The sequence below is a fragment of the Plantibacter sp. Leaf314 genome, from assembly GCF_001423185.1.
In the GTDB taxonomy this organism is placed as follows: domain Bacteria; phylum Actinomycetota; class Actinomycetes; order Actinomycetales; family Microbacteriaceae; genus Plantibacter.
Genome location: NZ_LMOB01000003.1, coordinates 388,860 through 410,937, shown reverse-complemented (window position 1 = coordinate 410,937; position 22,078 = coordinate 388,860). Strand labels below are relative to the sequence as shown.

General features: G+C 68.3%; 16 protein-coding genes. 12 read left to right on the top strand and 4 right to left on the bottom strand.

Annotation, left to right across the window (positions count from 1 at the left end; translation table 11 throughout):
• Nucleotides 1-155 precede the first annotated feature (155 nt).
• From ASF68_RS17980 to ASF68_RS17940, 9 genes are all read left to right on the top strand, one after another.
• Nucleotides 156-1,553 carry a sugar transferase gene (locus ASF68_RS17980; RefSeq protein ID WP_235522510.1) on the top strand — a complete coding sequence of 466 codons (1,398 nt, stop codon included), beginning with the start codon at nt 156-158 and terminating at the stop codon, nt 1,551-1,553.
• Nucleotides 1,553-2,698 (top strand): glycosyltransferase, encoded by a 1,146-nt coding sequence (locus tag ASF68_RS17975; protein WP_056014376.1) that lies wholly within the window; start codon nt 1,553-1,555, stop codon nt 2,696-2,698. The genes ASF68_RS17980 and ASF68_RS17975 overlap by 1 nt, the downstream gene beginning before the upstream one ends.
• A complete protein-coding gene (locus ASF68_RS17970) occupies nt 2,695-3,648 on the top strand; it encodes a glycosyltransferase family 1 protein (protein WP_056014373.1) in 954 nt (317 codons plus the stop codon). The genes ASF68_RS17975 and ASF68_RS17970 overlap by 4 nt, the downstream gene beginning before the upstream one ends.
• Entirely contained in the window at nt 3,645-4,715 is a 1,071-nt protein-coding gene (locus ASF68_RS17965; RefSeq protein WP_056014370.1) for a glycosyltransferase, read from the top strand. The genes ASF68_RS17970 and ASF68_RS17965 overlap by 4 nt, the downstream gene beginning before the upstream one ends.
• 101 nt (nt 4,716-4,816) lie before the next feature.
• Entirely contained in the window at nt 4,817-6,058 is a 1,242-nt protein-coding gene (locus ASF68_RS17960) for an O-antigen polymerase (protein WP_056014368.1), read from the top strand.
• Between the two features lie 94 nt (nt 6,059-6,152).
• Complete coding sequence (locus ASF68_RS17955) at nt 6,153-7,127, top strand: glycosyltransferase (RefSeq protein WP_157580609.1); 975 nt, start codon at nt 6,153-6,155, stop codon at nt 7,125-7,127.
• The gene (locus ASF68_RS17950) at nt 7,121-7,966 is read left to right on the top strand and encodes a polysaccharide pyruvyl transferase family protein (RefSeq protein WP_056014362.1); all 846 of its coding nucleotides are present in this window, start codon (nt 7,121-7,123) and stop codon (nt 7,964-7,966) included. Before ASF68_RS17955 ends, ASF68_RS17950 begins: the two co-directional genes overlap by 7 nt.
• Before the next feature lie 8 nt (nt 7,967-7,974).
• On the top strand, nt 7,975-8,871 hold the full coding sequence (locus ASF68_RS17945; RefSeq protein WP_056014359.1) for a glycosyltransferase family 2 protein: 897 nt from the start codon (nt 7,975-7,977) through the stop codon (nt 8,869-8,871).
• A 133-nt stretch (nt 8,872-9,004) separates the two neighbouring features.
• The gene (locus ASF68_RS17940; protein ID WP_082498799.1) at nt 9,005-10,786 is read left to right on the top strand and encodes an alkaline phosphatase family protein; all 1,782 of its coding nucleotides are present in this window, start codon (nt 9,005-9,007) and stop codon (nt 10,784-10,786) included.
• A 24-nt stretch (nt 10,787-10,810) separates the two neighbouring features.
• Here the strand turns inward: ASF68_RS17940 and ASF68_RS17935 are convergent, their stop codons facing one another.
• Nucleotides 10,811-11,167 carry a hypothetical protein gene (locus tag ASF68_RS17935; RefSeq protein WP_157580606.1) on the bottom strand — a complete coding sequence of 119 codons (357 nt, stop codon included), beginning with the start codon at nt 11,165-11,167 and terminating at the stop codon, nt 10,811-10,813.
• A gap of 165 nt (nt 11,168-11,332) precedes the next feature.
• Between ASF68_RS17935 and ASF68_RS17930 the strand changes: the two genes are divergently transcribed.
• Together ASF68_RS17930 and ASF68_RS17925 are read left to right on the top strand one after the other, a co-directional pair.
• Nucleotides 11,333-12,943 carry an HNH endonuclease signature motif containing protein gene (locus tag ASF68_RS17930; RefSeq protein ID WP_056014355.1) on the top strand — a complete coding sequence of 537 codons (1,611 nt, stop codon included), beginning with the start codon at nt 11,333-11,335 and terminating at the stop codon, nt 12,941-12,943.
• Between the two features lie 221 nt (nt 12,944-13,164).
• Nucleotides 13,165-14,694 (top strand): LPXTG cell wall anchor domain-containing protein, encoded by a 1,530-nt coding sequence (locus ASF68_RS17925; protein WP_056014352.1) that lies wholly within the window; start codon nt 13,165-13,167, stop codon nt 14,692-14,694.
• Between the two features lie 413 nt (nt 14,695-15,107).
• Here ASF68_RS17925 and ASF68_RS17920 read toward each other — a convergent pair whose 3' ends face one another.
• The 3 genes from ASF68_RS17920 to pta all read right to left on the bottom strand — a co-directional run bounded on the left by ASF68_RS17920 (nt 15,108) and on the right by pta (nt 19,887).
• Complete coding sequence (locus tag ASF68_RS17920; RefSeq protein ID WP_056014349.1) at nt 15,108-16,202, bottom strand: hypothetical protein; 1,095 nt, start codon at nt 16,200-16,202, stop codon at nt 15,108-15,110.
• A 265-nt stretch (nt 16,203-16,467) separates the two neighbouring features.
• Nucleotides 16,468-17,706 (bottom strand): acetate/propionate family kinase, encoded by a 1,239-nt coding sequence (locus ASF68_RS17915; protein WP_056014348.1) that lies wholly within the window; start codon nt 17,704-17,706, stop codon nt 16,468-16,470.
• A gap of 12 nt (nt 17,707-17,718) precedes the next feature.
• Nucleotides 17,719-19,887 (bottom strand): phosphate acetyltransferase, encoded by a 2,169-nt coding sequence (gene pta / locus ASF68_RS17910; RefSeq protein ID WP_056014345.1) that lies wholly within the window; start codon nt 19,885-19,887, stop codon nt 17,719-17,721.
• Between the two features lie 1,432 nt (nt 19,888-21,319).
• On the opposite strand from pta, the gene ASF68_RS19445 reads away from it, so the two are divergent.
• Nucleotides 21,320-22,015: an LPXTG cell wall anchor domain-containing protein gene (locus ASF68_RS19445; RefSeq protein WP_369796541.1), complete on the top strand. Its 696-nt coding sequence runs from the start codon at nt 21,320-21,322 to the stop codon at nt 22,013-22,015.
• Nucleotides 22,016-22,078: the final 63 nt, after the last annotated feature.

The window sequence follows — 22,078 nt, the reverse complement described above, 5'->3', positions numbered from 1 at the left end:
CCCTCGTCACCCGTAGTAATTACGTGTCCCACCACGGAGACCGCATGTTGTCGCAGCCTTCCGTGCCGCTGCCAACGACGCCCGCGAGCACTGCCCCCGACCCAGCTCGCCCTGTCGCGCGCGATTGGCGACGCGTCTACGCGCGCCGACTCGCGGTGACCGACGCGATCGTCCTCATCTGGATCGTCTTCGGCACCCAGCTGTTCTGGTTCGACTTCGACCAGGAGACGACGTCCGTCGGTTTCGACATGGCCCGGGTGGTCGTCAACTACACGGTCATCTCGATCACGCTCATCGTCGCCTGGCTCGTCACCCTTCGCATCTTCGGCACCCGCGAGTACCGCGTGGTGGGCAGCGGCAACGCGGAGTACCGGCTCATCGCCGACGCGAGCATCCGGCTGTTCGGCATCATCGCGATCATCGCCTTCCTGGTGAAGCTCGACCTTGCTCGCGGCTACTTCCTCCTCGCGTTCCCCCTCGGCATCCTCGTCCTCCTCCTCTCGCGGTGGATGTGGCGGCAGTGGCTGTCGGTGCAGCGCGCGCACGGGCGCTACGCATCCCTCGTCCTCCTCGTCGGCTCGGCCGAGTCCGCCGAGCACATCGCCAAGGAACTGACCCGCAACACCGATGCTGGCTACCGGGTGGTCGGCGCGTGTGTACCGACGGGCAAGATCGGTGGAACCCTCGGCGACACGGGCATCCCCGTGTCCGGCACGGTGGACACCGTCCTCGAGGCGATCGCGGTGACGCGCGCGGACACGGTCATCATCACCAGCTCCGACGAACTGACGCCGGTGCGCGTGCGCGAATTGAGCTGGAGCCTCGAGCCCGGACGCCAGCACCTCATCGTCGCGCCGAGCCTGACCGACGTCGGTGGCCCACGCATCCACACGCGACCGGTCGCCGGGCTGCCGCTCATCCACGTGGAGACCCCGCGATACGAGGGCCGGAAGCGGTTCTCGAAGCGTGCGTTCGACATCCTCGGTTCCGGTGCGATCCTCCTCGTGGCCTCGCCCATCCTGCTGGTGGTCGCCCTCCTCGTGAAGTTCACCAGCCCCGGTCCGGTCCTCTACCGGCAGGAGCGGATCGGCCTGAACGGCGAGCCGTTCCACATGCTCAAGTTCCGCTCCATGCGGGTGAACGCCGACGCCGAGCTCGCCGCGCTCCTCGAGCAGCAGGGCACCAGCGACCGCCCGCTCTTCAAGGTGCAGAACGACCCCCGCCTGACCCGCGTCGGCGCGACCCTGCGGAAGTTCTCGCTCGACGAGTTCCCGCAGCTGATCAACGTGTTCCGGGGCGACATGAGCCTTGTCGGCCCGCGCCCGCAGCGTGAGGGCGAGGTCGCGCTCTACGACTCGGCGGCCAAGCGTCGCCTCATCGTGCAACCCGGCATGACCGGCCTGTGGCAGGTCAGCGGCCGTTCCGCGCTCAGCTGGGAGGACGCGATCCGTCTCGACCTGTACTACGTCGAGAACTGGTCCCTCACGGGCGACGTCATCATCCTGTGGCGCACGATCCGGGCGGTCGTCGCGCCCGGCAAGGAAGCCCACTGATGGCGGGTCTCATCGTCCACGAGTGGATCGAACGCCACGGTGGCTCGGAGAACGTCGTCGACGCGATGGCCGCCGCCTATCCCGACGCCGACATCCACTGCCTCTGGAGCAACGCCCCGGACCGCTTCCCCGGCCACACAGTCAGTGAGTCCTGGCTTGCACGCACCCCGCTCCGCAAGAGCAAAGCGGCAGCCTTGCCGTTCATGCCCCTCACCTGGGCTCGGACCGACGTCTCGGACGCCGACTTCGTCCTCATCAGTTCGCACGCCTTCGCGCATCATGCCGGAGGACGACAGCCCGTCGACGGCCCCGAGCGCTTCGTCTACGTGCACACGCCGGCCCGCTACCTCTGGGCGCCGGAACTCGACGTCCGTGGTGGGAACCTCGCCGCTCGCGCCCTCGCACCGGCGCTGCGTCGGGTCGATCGCAAGCGCGCGCAGGACGGGGCGACCTTCGCCGCGAACAGCGACTACATCCGGCAGCGGATGGAACGGTCTTGGGGTGTCGAGGCCGAGGTCATCCACCCGCCTGTCCGCGTCGAGTACCTGCAGAGCGTCCCCTCGTGGGCCGATCGGTTGAGCACCGCGGACGCCTACCTGTTCTCGACGCTCCCGACGGACTACGTCCTCGGCGCCTCGCGATTCGTCGACTACAAGCGTCTCGACGTCGCGATCCGAGCCGGGGAACTGGCCGGGCTGCCGGTCGTCCTGGCGGGCGCCGGCCCGCAGCACGCCGAGTTGCAGGCCCTCGCAGACGCCGCCTCGGTGCCCGTCATCATCATGACGAGGCCGAGTGACGAGCTCCTCTTCGCACTGTACGAGGCCGCTTCCCTCCTGGTGTTCGCGGCGATCGAGGACTTCGGCATCATGCCGGTCGAGGCGATGGCCCTCGGCACGCCGGCACTCGTGCTGTCCGAGGGCGGGGCTTCCGAGAGCGTGCTCGCCATCGACGGCGGGGTGGTCGTCGACACGCTCGACGACGCGACGCTCCGCGAGGCCGTCGAACGCGCACTGCTCGTCGACATGGCACCCGCGCAGGACCGGGTGAACGCCCTCTTCGGATCGGCCGCCTTCGCCACCAAGCTCACGAACTGGGTCGGACATCCCGTCTCCGCCAGTGGTACCGATCGGACCGTCGCCTCATGATCCTCGCCGACACCAGGTGGAGCGGCGTCCACGGCATCGGTCGCTATGCGTCCGAAGTACTCCCACGGCTGAGCGTCGAGTGGTCGGCGCTCGAGGTGGGCGGCAAGCCGTCGGACCCCCAGGACTTCCTGCGGGTGCGCCGCACGCCGGCCGGTGAGACCATCTACTCCCCCGGCTACAACGGATTCCTCGCGCGTTCGCCGCAGGTGGTCACGGTGCACGACCTCATCCACCTGCACCCGACCACCGGTCGCCGCGCCGTCTACCTCGCGCACTACTCGACCGTCCTGCGGCCGATCATCCGCCGCAACCGCCTGGTGCTCACCGTCTCCGAGACGTCGAAGCGCGCGATCGAGGAGTGGGTGGACGACGACCGCGTCCGTGTCGTGAACGCCGGCAACGGCTTGTCCGAGGCATTCCATCCAGGAGACGCACCGGCAGCAGCCCACGGCGCCCCCTACTTCCTCTACGTCGGGAACCTGCGAGCGCACAAGAACGTCGATGTGGTGTTCCGGGCCCTGGCGCGCGTTCCCGACGCGAGACTCGTCGTGGTCATGAACGACCGCGAGGGTGCGGTGCGTCGCGCGACCGAGCTCGGTGTCGCCGACCGGGTCGAGGTGTGCAGCGGGCTGTCGGACCCGGAACTCGCCGAGCTGTACCGTGGCGCCGTTGCGACCGTCTTCCCGTCGCTCGTCGAAGGGTTCGGACTCCCCGCGGTCGAGAGCATCGCGTGCGGCACACCGGTGATCTTCTGGGAAGGCTGCGAGTCGATCGCCGAGATCTCGAGCGGGCAGGGGTTCCCGGTCGGTGACGCACACGACGACGTCGCGTGGGCCGCAGCGATGGAGCGCGCCCTGTCCGAACGGCCCAGCGCGGTTCCTCTCGCCGCTACCTACAGCTGGGACCGCACGGCCGAGCTCGTGTCCCGGACGCTGAAGGAACAGTCATGACGAAGCCCCTGACCATCGCGTTCGTCAGTCACACCGACGCCTCGGGAGCATTCCGAGTCGGCAGCCACCACCTGGCCCGGGAGCTGTCCCGGCTCGGTCACCGGGTCCTGCACCTCTCCACGCCGGTGTCCCTCGCCCACCGAGTCCTCAAGCGAGGGGAAGCGACGCGCGACGAGGCCTCGCGTCGCGGAATCACGACGGACGCGGATGGCGTCATGCACCTGGTTCCGCGGACGCTCGCCCCCGCTGGTGTCGCACCGCTCTCGTTCTCGCCGATCTTCACGAAGGCCTTCGGCACCTCCCGGATCGACCTCGCGTTCGTCGACCAGCCCACCCTCTGGTCGAGGGTGCTCAGGCGCCTGGTGACGACGGTCGTCTACCGCCCGACCGATCTCTACGAGAGCGGTGTCAAAGCACGATTCCAACGCGCGGCCGTCCTCGCCGCCGACCGGGTCGTCGCGACGTCCGGCGCCGTCCTCATGGCGCTCGACGTTCCGACCGCCACCCCCTCGCTGGTGCTGCCGAACGGCGTGGAACTCGACCGGTTCGCAGCGCTCGACGAGGTTCCCCGCCAGGACCGCGCGGTCTACATCGGTGCACTCGACGACCGGTTCGATTGGAACGCCGTCCGGGAGATGGCGGTCGAGACACCGAGCTGGACCTTCGACGTCTTCGGGCCTGGACGATCTCCTGAGGAGCGCCTGCCCGAGAACATCGTCCTGCACGGTGCGATCAGCTATGACGACATCCCGGCGATTCTCCGGCGCGCTCGTGTGGGGCTCCTGCCGCTGTCCGACGCCCCCGTGAACCGTGGGAGGAGCCCCATGAAGCTCTACGAATACCTGGCATCGGGTCTGACCGTGGTGACGCGCGCGACAGACGTCCTGGTCGACGAACCCGGGACCGGCATCATCTCCTATGGCCACGCGCGAACCGCGGCCGAAGCGCTGCTTGCAGCTACCGGTTCCTCCAGCCCGAACACCGACGGTATGGCCGCGGCTGCTGCGGCCGGCTGGGCCGGCAAGGCGCGCGAACTGATCGAGTTCACCGCGGGAGGGAATCGATGACCGCGACACTACCTCGCACCTCGGCCCCCGGCCGCGCGTCCAACGACCGTGCAGTAGCGTTGCCGGGGACGCCTGCCGGCGGGGACGGGAAGGAGAACGGCGTGATCAAACGGTTGCTCACGAACCCGCTCTTCTATCTGCTCGCCCCGGTCTTCGTGAGCGCTCTGGTGTGGTCGGTACCCGGCACCTCCAACCAGCTTCGGGGATTCGATCAGCGAGCCGAGGGATCGTTCGAGGGCTGGGTGCTCCTCTGCTGCTTCTACCTGGTCGCCGCCACCCTGGTGTGGATCGGGTTCCGCCTCGGTGTCATGGCCGGACCGAGCGAGCGACTCGTCGAAGCCGCCAGCACCGAGCGGTTCGACCGGCGCTTCTCGTTGACGCTCACCGTCTTCGCCACCATCGGAGTCCTCTACTCCGTCTACCTGGTCCAGCAGCAGACCAACATCTTCGACGCGCTTTCCGCCACGCAGGGGAACCAGTTGAAGGAATCCATCGGGGGATCCGCGGGCATCGCGACCTTGCGATACACCGCCGCCATCGCTGCGCCGGTCGCCCTCTACGTGTGGCGGTTCAGGCACGGGAGGGCGAGTCTGGCCATCTGGAACGTCCTCCTCCTCGTCATGAGTGCACTGTTCTCGAGTCGGCTGTCCTTCATCATGGCCGTCGTCGTCTTGATCTTCATCGTGATCACGCTGCGACGTGACATCAAGTTCAAGGCAGTACCGCTCGCGCTCGCCGGCGCCGCGATCTTCGGTGCGCTCGTCGCATTCAACTACTACCGCAACGCCGGGTTCTACGAGAATCTCGGGATCACGGACCCGGTGTCCATGAACTTCTACCAGGTGGCCGCCTACCTGGGGGCACCGTTCCAAGCGTCGCTCGGCGTCGCGGACGGGATCGCGAACGGCGGTTTCACCAAATCCGTCGACGTCGTGTCCGCAGCGGCAATCGTCGTGCCGACGTTCCTGCGTCCGGAGCGCTTCGGCTCGTTCGGATCCTTCGACAACTTCGTGCAGGTCGCTCCGAACCTGACGACGAACTCTGCGTTTGCAGACACGTACGCCGACTACGGATGGTGGGGGTTGTTCTATGTCCTCGCGACCGTGTTCCTCGCCAGTGCCCTCGCGGGCTACGCATCCCGCTTCCGCTCGCTGGTCATCGTCGCCGGCGCGGTCGTGGCGTACGGGCTGGCGGAGATGTGGCGGATCTTCCTCTTCCCTCAGGGTCTCGTGCTGTATCTCCTCATCGCGGTGCTGGCCGCGACCCTGTTCGGTCTGATCGGCAGCTCGCCCCGCGTCGATGCGCGCATCGTGACGAAGGGCTCGTACCAACTTGCGCGATAGCAGGAAGGAGCGTCCGGCCGACGCCGCTGCAGCCCGAGACGTGCCGAATCCCTCCGGAACGACGGCCCCGCGGGCCACGACAGTGATGCTGTCAGTGCGTGAGTCCGCCACCAAGATCAACCCGTTCGTCACCATGTTGGTCGATGCTCTGCGAGCGGACCCGTCCGTGACCGTCGAGTTCTTCTCCTGGCCTCGGGCACTGACGACACGGTACGACGTGTTCCACATCCATTGGCCGGAGGCGGTCACGCGCGGGCCGAGCCGGCTGCGGCGTGCGACGTCCCTGCTGCTCAGCGTGCTCCTGCTCGCCAAACTGCGCTTCAGCCGCACGCGCATCGTGCGGACCGCGCACAATCTCGCCCCGCACGAGTCGGGTTGGCCCGGCGAGCAACTCATCCTGAAGGCGTTCGACCGGTCGACGACCGCCTGGATCACGATGAACGCACACACGCCGCTGCCGGTGGGCTCGCGGCAGTACGTCATTCCACACGGTCACTACCGCGACTGGTATCTGGTTCCGGAGCACGCACCGGAGCACGGACCGGAACTCCTGTACTTCGGACTCGTCCGCTCGTACAAGGGCGTCGACACGCTCGCCGCCGCGTTCTCGCATGCCGATGACCTCGCCGACCACCGCCTCCGTATCCTCGGGAAACCCGACCCATCGGGCATCTCCGCAGTCCTGCAACAACTGATCGACGCGAATCCCCGTATCGAGCCGGACTTCCGCTACGTGCCCGACACGGAGCTGGCCGCAGCCATCGCCAGAGCCAGACTGGTCGTCCTCCCGTACAAGAACATGCACAACAGCGGTGCTGTGCTCCTCGCGTTGTCGCTCAACACCCCCGTGCTGATCCCGTCGAATCCGATCACGCACGACCTGCGGACCGAGTTCGGCAGCAGCTTCGTCAAGCTCTTCGAGGGTGAGCTCACGAGTGACGCACTGTCCGCTGCCGTCGCCGAACTCCCGGCGGACGGTCTCGAAGGCGATGTCGACATGACGTCTCGCGACTGGACGTCGATCGCCCGATCCCACGCGAACGTGTACCGGGAGGTCAGCACATGGTGACGGAGAACGTCTACGGCGTCGCAGTCGAACACTGGAACCCGTTCGTCCCGAGGTTCTCGGGCAGAATCGGTTCACGTCTCCCGTTCGGGCGACGTCGGAACAACTTCGGCGATCTCCTCGGGCCGGTCATCGTGAAGCGGCTGCTGGAACAGTCGGTCGCGGATCCGACCGCGCTGGCCACCCTTTCTGCGACACCCCATCGTCTGGTGGCGGTCGGCTCCATCCTGCACTTCGCGCACGCCGGCGACACGATCTGGGGCAGCGGCGTCAACGGCAAGATGCCGGAGTCCAAGCACACCTTCGATCGGCTCGACATCAGAGCCGTCCGAGGACCGAAGACGTTCGATTTCCTCGAGGCCCGCGGCCTGCAGCCGACACGCGTGTTCGGCGATCCAGGCCTTCTGGTCCCACGCGTGTTCGACCATCTGCCTTCCATCTCCGAGCAGAAGCAGCACTCGTTGACGATCGTGCCGAACCTGCACGACCACCCGGCATGGGCCGCGCACCCGGAAACCATCGACCCCACGGGTGACCTCGTGTCCATTCTCGAGCGCATCGCTCGGAGCGAGCGGGTCGTCGGCTCCTCGTTGCACGGTCTGGTCGTCGCGGAGAGTCTCGGCATCCCGGCGACGCTCATCGCCCCCACCGCCGAGTCGATGTTCAAGTATGAGGACTACTACGGCGGAACGGGACGGAACTCGTTCCCGATCGCCCGCGATCTGCAGGGTGCGCTGGCACAGACCCCAGACCCCATCGAGTGGGACGCACAGCCACTCATCGACGCCTTCCCATCCGACCTGTGGTCTGGCATCACGCTCTCCGGCCCGACGAAACGCTAGGACCGCTCATGCACTCCCTTGTCGCCATCGCCAGCTTCCGCAGACCCGATGATCTCAGGACCCTCCTCGAATCGCTGCTGGACCCGGCCAACGCCTCGGAACACACGATGGACATCCTGGTCGTCGACAACGACCCGGCGGGTTCGGCCGAGGCCACGGTGGAGTCCTTCCCGTCGGTTCGGTACGTCCTCGAGTCTCAGCCCGGTATCGCCGAGGCGCGGAACCGCTCACTCGACGTGTTCCTGGACGCTGATGGTTCGTACGACGCGATCATCTTCGTCGACGACGACGAGTTCGTCGGAGCCGGGTGGTACACCGATCTGGCCGATGCTGCCCAGCGATCGACAGCAGGCGTGGTGACCGGCCCGGTCATCTCGATCTTCCCCGAGAACACCCCTCGCTGGATCACTCGCGGCGGGTTCATGCAACGTGCGGGACATCGGGACGGCGAGCGCCTGACCGCCGCCGCGACCAACAACACCTTGCTCAAGTGGGCGGATTGGCAGCGGGCAGGGGCGCCGCGCTTCGATCGATCATTCTCGTCCACCGGGGGCAGCGACGCACGCTTGTTCGCCGACCTGATCCGCGAGGGCGTGGGCATCGAGTACTGCCAACAGGCAGAGGTGTTCGAACCGGTTCCGCTCGACCGGATGACGTTCCGATGGGTGTCCCGCCGGGCGTTCCGGAACGGCGTGGTCCTGGCACGGATCGGTGTGACGAAGCGCGGAGCTGCACTGACATTCGCGCAGGGTGGCTACCTCGCGGCTAGTGGGCTCGCGTTCGGCCTCGTCGACCTCGTCCGCGTCCGCGGGCTCCACGCCCGTTCGTTCAACCGATTCCTCAACGGCGTCGGTGCGATGTCCTCGTTCTTCGGCGCGCGAGTGCACGAGTACCAGCGGGCGTGACGCCGGCTTCGTCGTCGATCGGGACATACCTCCTGCTCCGCTGCCCCTGGTGAGCGGTCCGCGTCTACGCTGTCCAGAACGCGATCGTCACGTTCATCGGGCGTAGCCGTTCGCCAACGGGGAGGTCGACGTGATGGAACAGGGTGGCGAGCGAGGCACCGCGGACGCAGCAGGGGAAGCAACCGGCGACGAAGCCGTCACGTCGAGCCGCAAACGCCCCGCGTCCCGCCGTGACTTCTTTCGCGCGGCAGGCTTCGGCGTCGCCGGCCTCGCGGCGGGCGGTACGGTCGCCGGGGGCATCGCGGCCGCGACAGCCGCCAACCCGCAGGAGGATTACGGCTTCACCCCGCTCCCAAAGCGCAACGAACCGGGGTTCGACCATGTGGTGGTCGTGATGTTCGAGAACCGCTCCTTCGACCACATGCTCGGCCGGCTCTACCCCGCGGGTGGTGAGCCGGCCGGACAGACCTTCGACGGCCTCGCGCAGGGCGACTACAGCAATCCCGGCGAGGCGGGTGAAGCGGTCCCGGCCCACGTCTACAACGGGCCGACGGATCAGATCATGGCGCAGCCCGACCCGGACCCGGGCGAGTTCTACCCACACGTCAACACCCAGCTGTTCGGCACGATCGATCCCGAGAGCAACGGCGACCTCCGCAACCCGCTGCAGTCACCGTGGAACCTCCCGGCCGACACCTCGGCGCCCACGAACGACGGCTTCGTGAAGGACTACATCGTCAACTCCACCCTGGCGCGCGGCCGGAAACCCACGCCCGAGGAGTACGCGGTGGTGATGGGCGGCTTCTCCCCCGAGATGCTGCCGGTGCTCTCCACGCTCGCCAAGAACTTCGGCGTCTACGACCACTGGTACGCGGCGGTCCCGTCGCAGACGTTCTGCAACCGCTCCTTCTTCCACGCGAGCACGTCGCACGGCTACGTCACGAACATCGAGGGCGACGGCATCGGCAAATGGTTGAGCGCCCCCGCCGTCCCGACCGTGTTCAACCGGCTCGAGGAGGCCGGCAAGACGTGGCGGGTCTACTACGACGCGCAGCAGGTCGTCTCGCTCACCGGCCTGCTCAGTGCCCCGTCGATCGAGCAGTACTGGAAGAGCAACTTCCGCAGCATGGAGCAGTTCCACGAGGACGCGGCGAACGGCGACCTGCCCGACTACGCGTTCGTCGAGCCGCGCATGGTGTTCGACCACAACGACATGCACCCGCCGGTGGTGCGGCCCGACAACCCTGGCCGGAACGACGCCGATCCGGAACTCGACTCCGCCTACTCCGACATGCGTGCCGGCGAGCAACTGCTCGGCGAGGTCTACACGGCGGTCAAAGACGGGGCGTCGACCACCGGTTCGAACGCGATGAACACCGTCCTGCTCGTCACCTTCGATGAACACGGCGGGATCTACGACCACGTCGCCCCGCCCAAGGCGACGCCGCCGTCCGGCGAGCCCGAGGCCGGCGAGATGGGGTTCGGCTTCGACCGATTGGGCCTCCGAGTGCCCACCATCGTCGTCTCGGCGTACACGAAGGCCGGCAGCGTCATCAACGACGAGATGCACCACGGCTCTCTCATGAAGACGCTCGCCGAGCTGCACGGCCTCGACCCGCTGACCGAACGCGACCGGACCGCCACGAGCATCTTCAACGCCGTCAATCTCACGACGCCGCGGCAGCCCGTCCTGTGGCCGACGGTGACGCCCGCCTACGTGCCGCCGAACCCCGAAGCGAACGCACGCACCGATCGGGAGAAGGACCGCAAGCGTCCGCTGACGCCACCGGCGCTCGGCCTCATCGGCATCCTCCTCGCGAAGTACGAGCCCGGCGCTCCACTCCCCGACAACTATGCCGACGCCTACGCGGTCCTCATGAAGCACGGGGACGGGTTGTTCGGCACGCGGGACTGAAGCCGGCAAGCCTGCCGAAGCCTCTCAAAAGGCGACGTCGGCCACCAGCGGGAACTCGGTGATCGTGTCGCCTCCGATGGGGGCCAGCTCCAGGTATGTCGGGCGATCGTCGTCGATGAACAGCAGCAGGAACGCGTCGTCGGTGCTCGCCTCGAGCACCGTCCTGCGGCTCGGGCCCGCACTGTCGGCCTCGTCGCTCGGCGCCAGTTCGATCGAGGGGCAACTGCCGCACCCGCAGGTGCCGTGCACTCTGGCCGCGGCGACCTGCCCCGCCCACCGCTCCCGGTCCGACTGGGCGATGGACGCGTCGGATCCGACCGCCGAGCCACGAGCGATCAGGGCGAGGAGCAGGTCTTGCTCGCGAGCGGTCAATGGGCGCACCCCTCGAGTGTAGGCGAGCGGCCCGTGCTCCTCTCGGCGTCGGCGGAATGCGCCCGATCGGCCTCGCACCACGACACGGAGGCGACAAACGTTGCTTAAAAGGGCCAGGTCAGCAGAGAATTCCGCGGAGACTCGAATGTCAGTGGCTCATGTTTGGATGAATCCATGTCCAGCAGCCCACGCGTCCCCCTCGGCCCGGTCTCGGCCGACCCGATGGGTGCGCTGAGCGAGACGATGTCGGACCTCCTCCGCACCTGGTCCGGGGCGCTCGACCCGATCCGCCCAGGCGACGACGCCATCGAGCAACTCGCCGGCATGAATGACGCCGGCGTGGTCCGCGTCCTCGACCAACTCGGTGCAGTGCAGCACGTGGTGGAGGTGCTGGCAGCGCGGGTGATGGGATCAGTCGCTGAGCGTTCCCGGTCCGGCATCGTCGGTCACGATCCTCTGGCACGCAGCCATGGATACGCATCCCCCGCGGTCATGCTCTCCGAACGTTGGCGCATCCCTCGCGGACGCGCCGCCACGATCACCTCGGTCGCCCAGGCCATCACCCCGAAGCGTGCCCTCACCGGCGACGTGATCGAATGCGACCGCCCCGAGATCGCCGCCGCCATCGAGCCCCGGTCCGCCGTCGCCGGCGCCAACGCCTGCGAACAGCTGTCCGCGACCGATTCACCGACCTGCACCGTCGACCACGAGGCTGTCGATCCGACAGACCAGCCGCGTCTTGTCCGCTCTGCCCTGAGTATCGACGGCGCAGGCGCGCTCCTCCGCGAACTGCGGCTCGTCAGCTCGGCTGTCGACGCCGACCGGGTGCACCGCGCCGTGTGCGCAGGCATCGAGCACTGCGACGGCGCACCGCTCGCCGAGGTCAACAGCCTCGCGAGGCTCGTCCGCACGAGCCTCGACCAGGACGGCCCCGTGCCCCGCGAGATCACCCTCCGCCGGCAGCAGCGCTGCACCCTGCGGGAGCTCCCGGACGGCATGATCGAGCTTCGCGTGTTCCTCGCTCCTGAGGCCGCAGGGTGGGTCCGCGCCACCATGGACGCCGTCGTCGGCAAACACCTCCGGCAGGTCCGGTTCACCGATCAGACCGCGAACGAGGCCGGCACGGAAGACCCGAGTGCAGTGCAGCCGTCGGCGGACCCGTTCGACGACGCCTACGTCCCGGCCGCAGAGATGCCCGACACCCGCACCATGGATGAACGACGCGTCGAAGCCCTCGTGGAGGTGTTCCGCCACGCAGCCGGCTGCGAGGCAGCGGTCACGGAACTCGCGCCGGTCTCCCTCATCATCCGCATGGACGACGAAGACCTCGTCGACGACAGCCCCTGGTCCGACGGCAAGGCCTTCATCGACGGGGTCTCCGAGCCCATCACCGCCGCAACCGCCCGCCGCATGGCCGCGGACGGCCGCATCATCCCCATGGTGCTCGGCGGGCCGTCCCAGGTCCTCGACCTCGGCGTCGGCACGCGGCTGTTCAGCAAGGCACAGAAGGTCGCACTGGCCGAACGCGACGGCGGCTGCGCCTGGACCGGCTGCACCCATCCACCGTCGTACACCGAAGCACATCATCTGCAGTGGTGGTCCCGCGGCGGACCGACCGACCTCAGCAACGGCATCCTGCTCTGCGGATTCCATCACCATCGCATCCACAACGACGGATGGGAGGTCACCGTGCGCGATCACGTGCCCTGGTTCATCCCGCCTGCCCACGTCGATCCCCACCGCATTCCGCGGCGGGGCGGTAAGCCGCGGCTGCGGGTCGCCTGACATCGGCGACCCCCGATGTTGCACATGCGGTCAGCGCACAGATCCCGCTCCGGTGCCCTCCGATCGCCCGACGATCACCATCCGACATGCGGGCGGCCTCCTGCGCATTCCTCCTGGACACGGACCGCGACATTCCTGCAGATTCCATCCAATCCACCTGTGTCCCGGCTCCGAACTCGAATCACGCAGCTTTGCGCATCCAACGAAGGAGCAATCGCACAATGACGTCACCGCTCTCACGATCACTCGCAGCACTGGGCGTCATCGCCCTCAGCGCCGCGGGTGTCGTCTTCACCGGCATCCCCGCCCAAGCCCTCCCAGCATCCGCAACCATCGCCGCACCCGACTGCACCGTCCCCGCAGCCGCGACCGTGAGCATCACCGTCAGCAACGCAGCCGACGACGCCACCGACCTCACCTACAAGATCGTCCAGGACTACGGCACCGTCCTCTTCGACAACGTCACGCTCGCCCCCGGCGAGAGCGACGACTACGTCATCCCCGTCCTCGAGGACGCGTCGACACCACTCCAGGTCATCGACGTCACCGGGGGCGTCATCGCCGGCGCCGTCCAGACCGCGAACTGCACACCCAACGCCAGCCCAGCGGCGGTCGCGACCATCGGCGAGGCCAGCTGCCTGCTCCCCTCCGGCGGCATCATCCCGCCCTCCCCCGGGTTCCTCTGGACCTTCGACAACTCCGCCGGCGTCGGTCCTGCCGACTACGAGTTCGTGAAGAACGACACCGTCGTCGAAAGCGGCACCCTCGCCGCCGGCGAGACGCGAAGCTACGCCGCATCCCTCACCCCGAACGAGAGCGGCACCTCCGCGATCCGGTCCGTCGACGCGGCCGGCGACCCGGTCGTCCTCGCCAGCTCCACCTTCGACCTCGACTGCGAACCGGGCCCGGCACCGACCGGCGCCGTCAGCGACGCATCGTGCGAGATCCCGACGGGCGGCATCCTCGTGCCCACCATCCCCGGCGTCGAGTACACCTTCGACAACTCGCTCGGCACCTCCGACGCACCGTACGCCTTCCTCGACGGCGACACCGTCGTGGAGAGCGGCACCGTCGTCGAGGGCGACACCAGGGTCCGATCCTGGTCGCTGACCGAGGACCTCGAGACCGTCGTGCAGGTCGTCACCGAGGACGCCGCCGGCCAACCGGTCGTCCTCGACGCGAAGACGGTCACGCTGGACTGCCTCGCCAACACGCCGACGATCGTCGCGCCCGCCGCCGACGCGGTCGTGACCACGCCCACGACCACCATCAGCGGCACCGGCGACGCGGGCGAGACCATCACCATCGTGATCACCCCCGCCACTGATGACGCCACAGCAGCCGAGACGGCCGCTCTGGACGAGTCCGACGTGTCCGCCGCTGCGGTTGCGGTTCCGGCCACGCTGACCACGACGGTCCAGGCCGACGGCACGTTCTCCCTCGCGGTCGAACTCGCCGACGGCGCGTACAGCGTCTCGGCCTCGGCCACACGGGCCGCCAGCGCCAGCGGTGTGGTCCCGGAGAGCACCTCGCCGTTCTCCGCGCCGACCGACTTCGCGGTCGCGATCGCGGCACCGGTCACCCCGCCGGCTGGCGGTGGTACCACGGTCACTCCCGTGGGGTCCACCGTCGGTGGGAACGGTTCCCTCGCGAACACCGGTGTCGAGACGGCAACCTTCGCCGGACTCGCCGCTGTGCTCCTCCTCATCGGTGGAGCCGTGACTATCCTGTTCCGGCGCCGCACGGCCTGACCGAGGAGGCGCTACCGCCGCTCTGAGACCCGCCGGGAGCATCATGCGACCGGCGGGTCTCACCATGCCGACCGACGGCCCGTCGACGCATTGCGTGATCTTCCAATCCGGTCTGCCGATTGCTCCGAAGCATCTGTTCCGGTCGTTTTCGTCACCCGAATGCGCGAACGGCCGGTTGCATCACCCGATCCACTTCGATCGCGGTCGATGCGGCAGGGCGGAAGGCAGCAACGGAGCTGCACTCCGCCCGCCACACCTCGCCCAGACGCCGGCCCCTTCGGCATGCCCCGGGACCGGGATGATCGTGCAACCCTTCGACAGGCTCAGGGACCGGGGAGGGCCCGGGGCAGCACGAAGCCCCGCCGTCGACCGGAGTCGATGACGGGGCTTCGCAGGATGAGACGAGGCGGTGACTAGGCCGCGACCTGCGCGCCCTTGCGGCGAGCAGCAGCGACCAGCATGCCGGCAGCACCGAGGAGCAGCAGCGCGGCAGCGCCACCGACGAGGACACCCGAGTCCGAACCGGTGTCAGCCAGCGTCGGAACGACCGGAGCACCAGCAGCGACCGGGTCAGCGATGACGGCGATCGAGTCGGCAGCGACCCGACCAGCCGTGTCCGTCACCGAGAAGGTGTAGGTACCGACCTGGATGCCTTCACCCTCGAGGGTCAGACCCTCGGCGACGAAGCCACCGTTCTCGTCGGCGATGACCGTGTTGGCACCGTCGGCCGAACCGAAGATCTCACCGTTCGGGTCCGTCACAGCGATCGACAGGGTGTCGCCAGGCGTGAAGCCAGCAGCCGTCACACCGAAGCCGGCGCCACCGGGACGCACGTCGGAGAAGAAGATCGTGTCCGGGGTGACCTGCACGCTCGGGACTGCAGCGACGGGAGCCACGAAGGAGTACGTGTCGTTGAGGTAGGTGATCGACTGGACGACGTCGTCGCTGCCAGCAGTGGCCTTCACACCGAACCCGAGGATCTCGTAGTCGTTGCCGATCGCGGCGCTGATCTCTTCGATCGAAACGGGCGTGTTCGCGGGGATGCCCGGCAGGTCATCCGTGCTCGCCTGCCACGGCGGTCCGGGGATGTTCGCCGGGCCCGCGAGCGAAGCGCTCACGGTCGTGGTCGAGTCCACGTCACCCGGAATGACACGGACCTGAACCTGGAAGTACGCAGCATTGAGCGACGAGACGAAGTTCGCGGACGTCAAGAGCGTCTGGAACGAGATCGTGGCGGGCTCCGGAGCGTCGTACGCGTACATGATCTGCGAGTCGCCGGTGAGCACGAGCCCAGCGTCGGTGATCTCGGCAGGCGCGCCAACCTGGTCGGCCGGGAGGGCCTCGTACCAGCCGGTGGCGGTAGCGGGGTCGATGCTGCCCTGGAGCTCGTCCGGGGTCACCTGGTAGTCGAACGCAGAGGCAGAGCCCGCGACGAGGAGGGTGGATCCGGCGACAACTGCGAAGCCGGTGGCGAGAGCCGCAATGCGGCGTGACGTCGTGATTTTCACTGAGAGGAGAACCTTCGTTTAGGGGTCCGATAGGCGCGATGCACCTGTTGGTTCTCTGACACTAAGGGAACTCACAGCGAAACTGAATTAGGGGAACCACTGATTTTTGCGCGAGGCCTCGAGGAGGGTGCGGGAATCCGGACGTCGAACCCCTTCGACAGGTTCAGGGACCAGAGGTCGCGTCCAGGACAGCAGCGCCCCTCGACAAGCTCAGGGACCGCATGGGGTCGTGGAGCCCTTCGACAAGCTCAGGGACCGGGGGTCGCTAGGCCAGGGCGGCGACCGTCTGGCGGGCGATCTCGAGTTCCTCGTTCGTCGGGACGACGAGCACCGTCACCGGCGAATCGTCCGTCGAGATGACCCGGATGCCACGCGCACGCTCCGCGTTGCGCTCCTCGTCGAGGACGATGCCGAGCCCCTCGAGCCCCTGCACCGCACCGGCACGGATCTGCGGCGCGTTCTCGCCGACGCCGGCCGTGAACACGACGACATCGAGACCACCGAGCACCGCGAGGTACGCACCCAGGTAGTGCCGCAGGCGGTGGACGGTCACGTCGAGCGCGAGCTGCGCCGCCTCGTCACCGTTCGACGCCGCATCCGTCACGTCGCGCATGTCGCCCGTGCCCGACAGGCCGAGCAAGCCGCTGCGACGGTTGAGCAGGGTGTCGAGTTCGTCGAAGCCGAGCCCCGCCTTCCGGTGGAGGTGGAACAGCACCGCCGGGTCGATGTCGCCCGAGCGCGTGCCCATCACGAGGCCTTCGAGCGGGGTCATGCCCATCGACGTGTCGACCGAACGGCCGCCATCGACGGCGCACGCCGACGCCCCGTTGCCGAGGTGGAAGACGATCTGCTTCAGCTCCCCCAGCGGGCGCTCGAGATAGGCGGCCGCCGCCTCCGACACGAACTTGTGCGAGGTGCCGTGGAACCCGTACCGACGCACCCGGTGCTTCGCCGCGAGCTCCGCGTCGATCGCGTAGGTGTACGCCGCCGCCGGGATCGTCTGGTGGAACGCGGTGTCGAACACGGCCACGTGCGGCACGTCCGGGAACGCCGCCTGCGCGGCCGTGATGCCCTGCAGGTTCGCGGGGTTGTGCAGCGGGGCGAGTTCCGAGATGTCCTCGATGTTGATCTTCACGAGATCCGTGACGACGGTCGGTTCGAAGAAGCGCTTGCCACCGTGCACCACCCGATGCCCGACCGCGATCGGCGCGTGCTCCTGGAGCGACGGACCGTGCTCGGCGAAGGCGTCGAGCATGACGCGGAACCCGGCCGTGTGGTCGGGGATCGCCCGCTCGATGATCCACCGCTCCTCGATCGGCGTCGCGTCGTCGCCCGTCTCGCCCGAGCTCGTGTCCTCATACGTCATCGCGCGGTGCTCGGCCGCGCCCGTCGCGTCGCCGATGCGTTCGACGAGCCCGCTGGCGAGCGTCCGCTCCGTCTCGACATCGATGAGCTGGTACTTGAACGACGAGGAACCGGAGTTCACGACGAGGACGGTGGGCATGTGCGTGTGGACCTATTCCTGCTCTTGCGCCTGGATGGCGGTGATGGCGACCGTGTTGACGATGTCCTGCACGAGGGCGCCGCGCGACAGGTCGTTGATCGGCTTGTTCAACCCCTGCAGTACCGGCCCGATGGCGACGGCACCGGCCGAACGCTGCACCGCCTTGTACGTGTTGTTGCCGGTGTTGAGGTCGGGGAAGATGAACACCGTCGCGCGGCCGGCGACCTGCGAGTCGGGCATCTTCGTCGCGGCGACCGCGGCGTCGGCGGCGGCGTCGTACTGGATCGGCCCCTCGACGAGGAGGTCGGGGCGACGCTCACGGACCTGGCGGGTGGCCGACCGGACCTTCTCGACGTCGGCGCCCGCACCGGAGTCTCCCGTGGAGTACGACAGCATCGCGATCCGCTGCTCGATCCCGAACTGCTCGGCCGTCTCGGCCGAGGAGATCGCGATGTCGGCCAGCTGAGCGTCCGTCGGGTCGGGGTTGACCGCGCAGTCGCCGTAGACGAGCACGCGGTCGGCGAGCGCCATGAGGAACACACTCGACACGACGGAGACGCCGGGCTTCGTCTTGATGATCTCGAACGACGGGCGGATGGTGTGCGCCGTCGTGTGGGCGGCACCCGAGACCATGCCGTCGGCGAGGCCGAGGTGCACCATCATCGTGCCGAAGTACGAGACGTCGGTGACGGCGTCGTTCGCCATGTCGATCGTGACGCCCTTGTGGGCCCGCAGGCGTGCGTACTCCTGCGCGAACTTGAATCGCAGGACCGCGTCGAAGGGGCTGACGATCGTCGCCTTGCTGAGGTCGATGCCGAGCTCGATCGCCCGCGACCGGACCTCGATCTCCTCACCGAGGATGGTGAGGTCGGCGACCTCGCGGGCGAGCAGCGTGCCGGCGGCACGGAGGATGCGGTCGTCGTCGCCCTCAGGCAGGACGATGTGCTTCCGGATCGACCGGGCCCGCTCCAACAACCCGTACTCGAACATGAGTGGCGTGACGACGTCGGCTCGTGCGACGTTGAGCAGCTCGAGCAGCAGCGGAGCGTCGACGTTCTGTTCGAACAGCGCGAGCGCGGTGTCGTACTTGCGCTGCGAGTCGGCGGCGAGGCGACCGCGGGTGTTCATGACCCGGACCGCCGTGTCGTACGTGCCGAGGTCGGTGCTGACGATCGGCGGGATCTCGCCGAGGCCAGAGATGAGCTCCTCGACGGCCTCGGGCAGCGGGAACCCGCCGTTCAGGACGATGCCGGCGATCGACGGGAAGGTGTCGGAGGCGTTCGCCATGAGCGCGGCGAGCAGGACCTCGGTGCGGTCGGCGGGGATCACGATGACCGCGCCCTCCGTCAGCCGCGGCAGCACGTTGACCATCGACATACCGGCCACGACGACGCCGAGCGCCTCACGGGTGAGGAGTTCGGCGCTGCCCTTCACGAGGGTGCCGTCGACGGCCTCGAGGATGCTGTCCATCGTCGGCGCGATGAGGAAGGTGTCCTCCGGGATGGCCCAGACGGGCACCATCGCGGCGCCGGCCGCGTGGCCCGCCGGAGCGACGACGGACGCACCCGAGGAACCGTTCGGGTGGATCGCATCACTGATCGCCGCCGTGATCTCCAGCAGCTTCTCGGGGTCGGCGCGGTTCGCGACGACGGCCAGCAGCTGGGCGTGGGCGTCGGCCAGCTCGCCGAGGGCGAGCTCCGCGATGTTGCGCATGTCGTCGGGCGTGCGCGCGAGCGACTGCCCGAGCTGCTCCCCCGAACCCTGGCCGGCGCGGCCGCCGAGCACGAGGAGGACGGGCGCACCGAGGTTCGTGGCGATCCGGGCGTTGTAGCCGAGCTCCGTCGGGCTGCCGACATCGGTGTAATCCGAGCCGAGGATGACGACCGCGTCGCACTGGGCCTCGACGTGCTTGTAGCGCTGGACGATCCGCGAGAGCGCCGCCTCCGGGTCGGCGTGCACGTCGTCGTAGCTGACGCCGATGCAGTCCTCGTAGGAGAGGTCGACGCCGTCGTGCTCGAGCAACAGCTGCAGCACGTAGTCGGGTTTCGTCGTCGAGCGCGCGATGGGCCGGAACACCCCGATCCGCTCGATCTGATGACTCAGGGTGTCGAGGACCCCGAGGGCCACCGTCGACTTCCCGGAGTGTCCTTCGGCAGAGATGATGTAAATGCTTCGCGCCACGGTTTCCAGCCTACGGGGACGGGGTCCGTGGGGGCTGGGTAACCGCACAATGTCGGGTAGCACGGGGGGGGGGCTGTAGCAGCGGATTCGGCCCAGGGCAAGCCTGGACTTCCGCTGCTATGAATGGTGCGGCCGATGCGCCCGGCGGGAATGGTGAGCAGTGGAACCGCTGACACGATCGACAACCCCGACATTCCGCCGAAGTGGCCACCGATCCCCGCGCTACACCCGCGTAGCGGTACGCTGACCAGGCATTTTTGTCGATCAGCCGATTTCCGCTAAAGGGCCGACAGTGCTCTGGAGACTGTTAGCTTCTCCCGCAGGGCGACCGACATCCGACGGACGCCCGGTCCGGTCGTATCACCCGTCCATGAAGACGGACGCCCTGCACAGTCGCAGGCGGAAGTCCTGCCGGACGCCCCAGCCCCATCCTCGAACCCAAGGAATGCTCTTGTCACGACACCTGTCCTGGCGGAAGGCACTCGCCGTGCCCGCCGCCATCGCTCTTGCCCTCGGCGGCGCGGTGCTCACCGCAGCACCGGCCTCCGCTGCCGAAGCCGGCCTCACGGTCACCGCGCCTGCTCAGAACTCCACCGTCGACTCCCGCACGGTCACCGTCACCGGTTCCGTGTTCGGCGGCTCGACCGTCATCGTCTACGCCGCGGACGGCACCACCCCGCTCGCTCGGACCAACGTCGGCGGCAGCTTCGGCCAGCCCATCGACTACAGCGTCCAGCTCCCGACGTACGCGGACGACGCAACCGTCGCCCAGAACATCAAGGTCGGTGGTCTGTTCGGCGGCAGTGGCATTCCGCAAGTCCCCGTCGACTTCTCCCTCCCGGCCGTGGCCCCCGTCTTCTCGGTCACGAGCCCGACGGAAGGCCAGGAGCTGGACTCTCGCACGGTCACGTTCACCGGTACCGGCACCGACGGCTCCACCGTCAACGTGCTCGACACCAACGGAGACCGCGACTCTCGCACGGTCACGTTCACCGGTACCGGCACCGACGGCTCCACCGTCAACGTGCTCGACACCAACGGAGACCGCGTCCCCGGCACCACCGCCGCCGCTGTCACCAACGGCCAGTGGACCACCACCGGCACCTACGCTGACGACGCAGCCGTCGCCCAGACGGTCAACGTCAACCAGATCACCGGCGGCGCAGGCCGCGGCGAAGAGACCGTGAACTTCACGCTCCCGGCCGCCGTGCCCGCACAGACCTTCTCGGTCACGAGCCCGACCGAAGGCCAGGAGCTGGACTCTCGCACGGTCACGTTCACCGGTACCGGCACCGACGGCTCCACCGTCAACGTGCTCGACACCAACGGAGACCGCGTCCCCGGCACCACCGCCGCCGNGACGGAAGGCCAGGAGCTGGACTCTCGCACGGTCACGTTCACCGGTACCGGCACCGACGGCTCCACCGTCAACGTGCTCGACACCAACGGAGACCGCGTCCCCGGCACCACCGCCGCCGTCGTCACCAACGGCCAGTGGACCACCACCGGCACCTACGCTGACGACGCAGCCGTCGCCCAGACGGTCAACGTCAACCAGGTCACCGGCGGCGCAGGCCGCGGCGAAGAGACCGTGAACTTCACGCTCCCGGCCAACACCGTCCTCGGCGCTCCGAGCATCACCAGCCCGACCGAGGGCCAGACGATCGTCGGCGACCGCGTCACGTTCTCGGGAACCGGCGAGCCCGGCGCCTACATCGGTCTCCTGACCGTGCCGACCGCCGCCCTGGACGAGGTCTCCGCGAACGCCCGCGCTGCAGCCGAGCCGGCCGACCCCGCCGACGACATCCTCGTCGACGAGAACGGTCAGTGGAGCGTCACGCTCGCCTTCGCACCGAACGCGTACACGACCGTCGCGATCCAGAGCACCGTCCCCGCCCCCACCGAGGCTGACCAGATCTCGGCTCCGTCCGAGCCCGTGTCCTTCACCCTCGCTGCGGCTCCGGCCGCTGTCGCACCGGGTGCAGCCACGCCGCCGGCAGCCAACGCCGGGAACTCCCTCGCGTCGACCGGTGTCGACGGCACCGCGTTCCTCGGTCTCAGCGCCCTGCTGATGCTCGGTGGAGCCGCACTGCTCGTCGTCCGGAAGCGTCGCGCACAGCTCAGCTGATCTGACGCACTCCCGAGCCCCGGGGTCCTGCCACGTGCGGGGCTCCGGGGCTTTCATGTGCGT

What these genes read in the sequence shown, in the direction of transcription:
- ASF68_RS17940 (WP_082498799.1), top strand. Translation starts at nt 9,005, where the DNA reads ATGGAACAGGGTGGCGAGCGAGGCACCGCGGACGCAGCAGGGGAAGCA.
- ASF68_RS17930 (WP_056014355.1), top strand. Translation starts at nt 11,333, where the DNA reads ATGTCCAGCAGCCCACGCGTCCCCCTCGGCCCGGTCTCGGCCGACCCG.
- ASF68_RS17965 (WP_056014370.1), top strand. Translation starts at nt 3,645, where the DNA reads ATGACGAAGCCCCTGACCATCGCGTTCGTCAGTCACACCGACGCCTCG.
- ASF68_RS17925 (WP_056014352.1), top strand. Translation starts at nt 13,165, where the DNA reads ATGACGTCACCGCTCTCACGATCACTCGCAGCACTGGGCGTCATCGCC.
- ASF68_RS17945 (WP_056014359.1), top strand. Translation starts at nt 7,975, where the DNA reads ATGCACTCCCTTGTCGCCATCGCCAGCTTCCGCAGACCCGATGATCTC.
- ASF68_RS17950 (WP_056014362.1), top strand. Translation starts at nt 7,121, where the DNA reads ATGGTGACGGAGAACGTCTACGGCGTCGCAGTCGAACACTGGAACCCG.
- ASF68_RS17915 (WP_056014348.1), bottom strand. Translation starts at nt 17,706, where the DNA reads ATGCCCACCGTCCTCGTCGTGAACTCCGGTTCCTCGTCGTTCAAGTAC.
- ASF68_RS17975 (WP_056014376.1), top strand. Translation starts at nt 1,553, where the DNA reads ATGGCGGGTCTCATCGTCCACGAGTGGATCGAACGCCACGGTGGCTCG.
- ASF68_RS17970 (WP_056014373.1), top strand. Translation starts at nt 2,695, where the DNA reads ATGATCCTCGCCGACACCAGGTGGAGCGGCGTCCACGGCATCGGTCGC.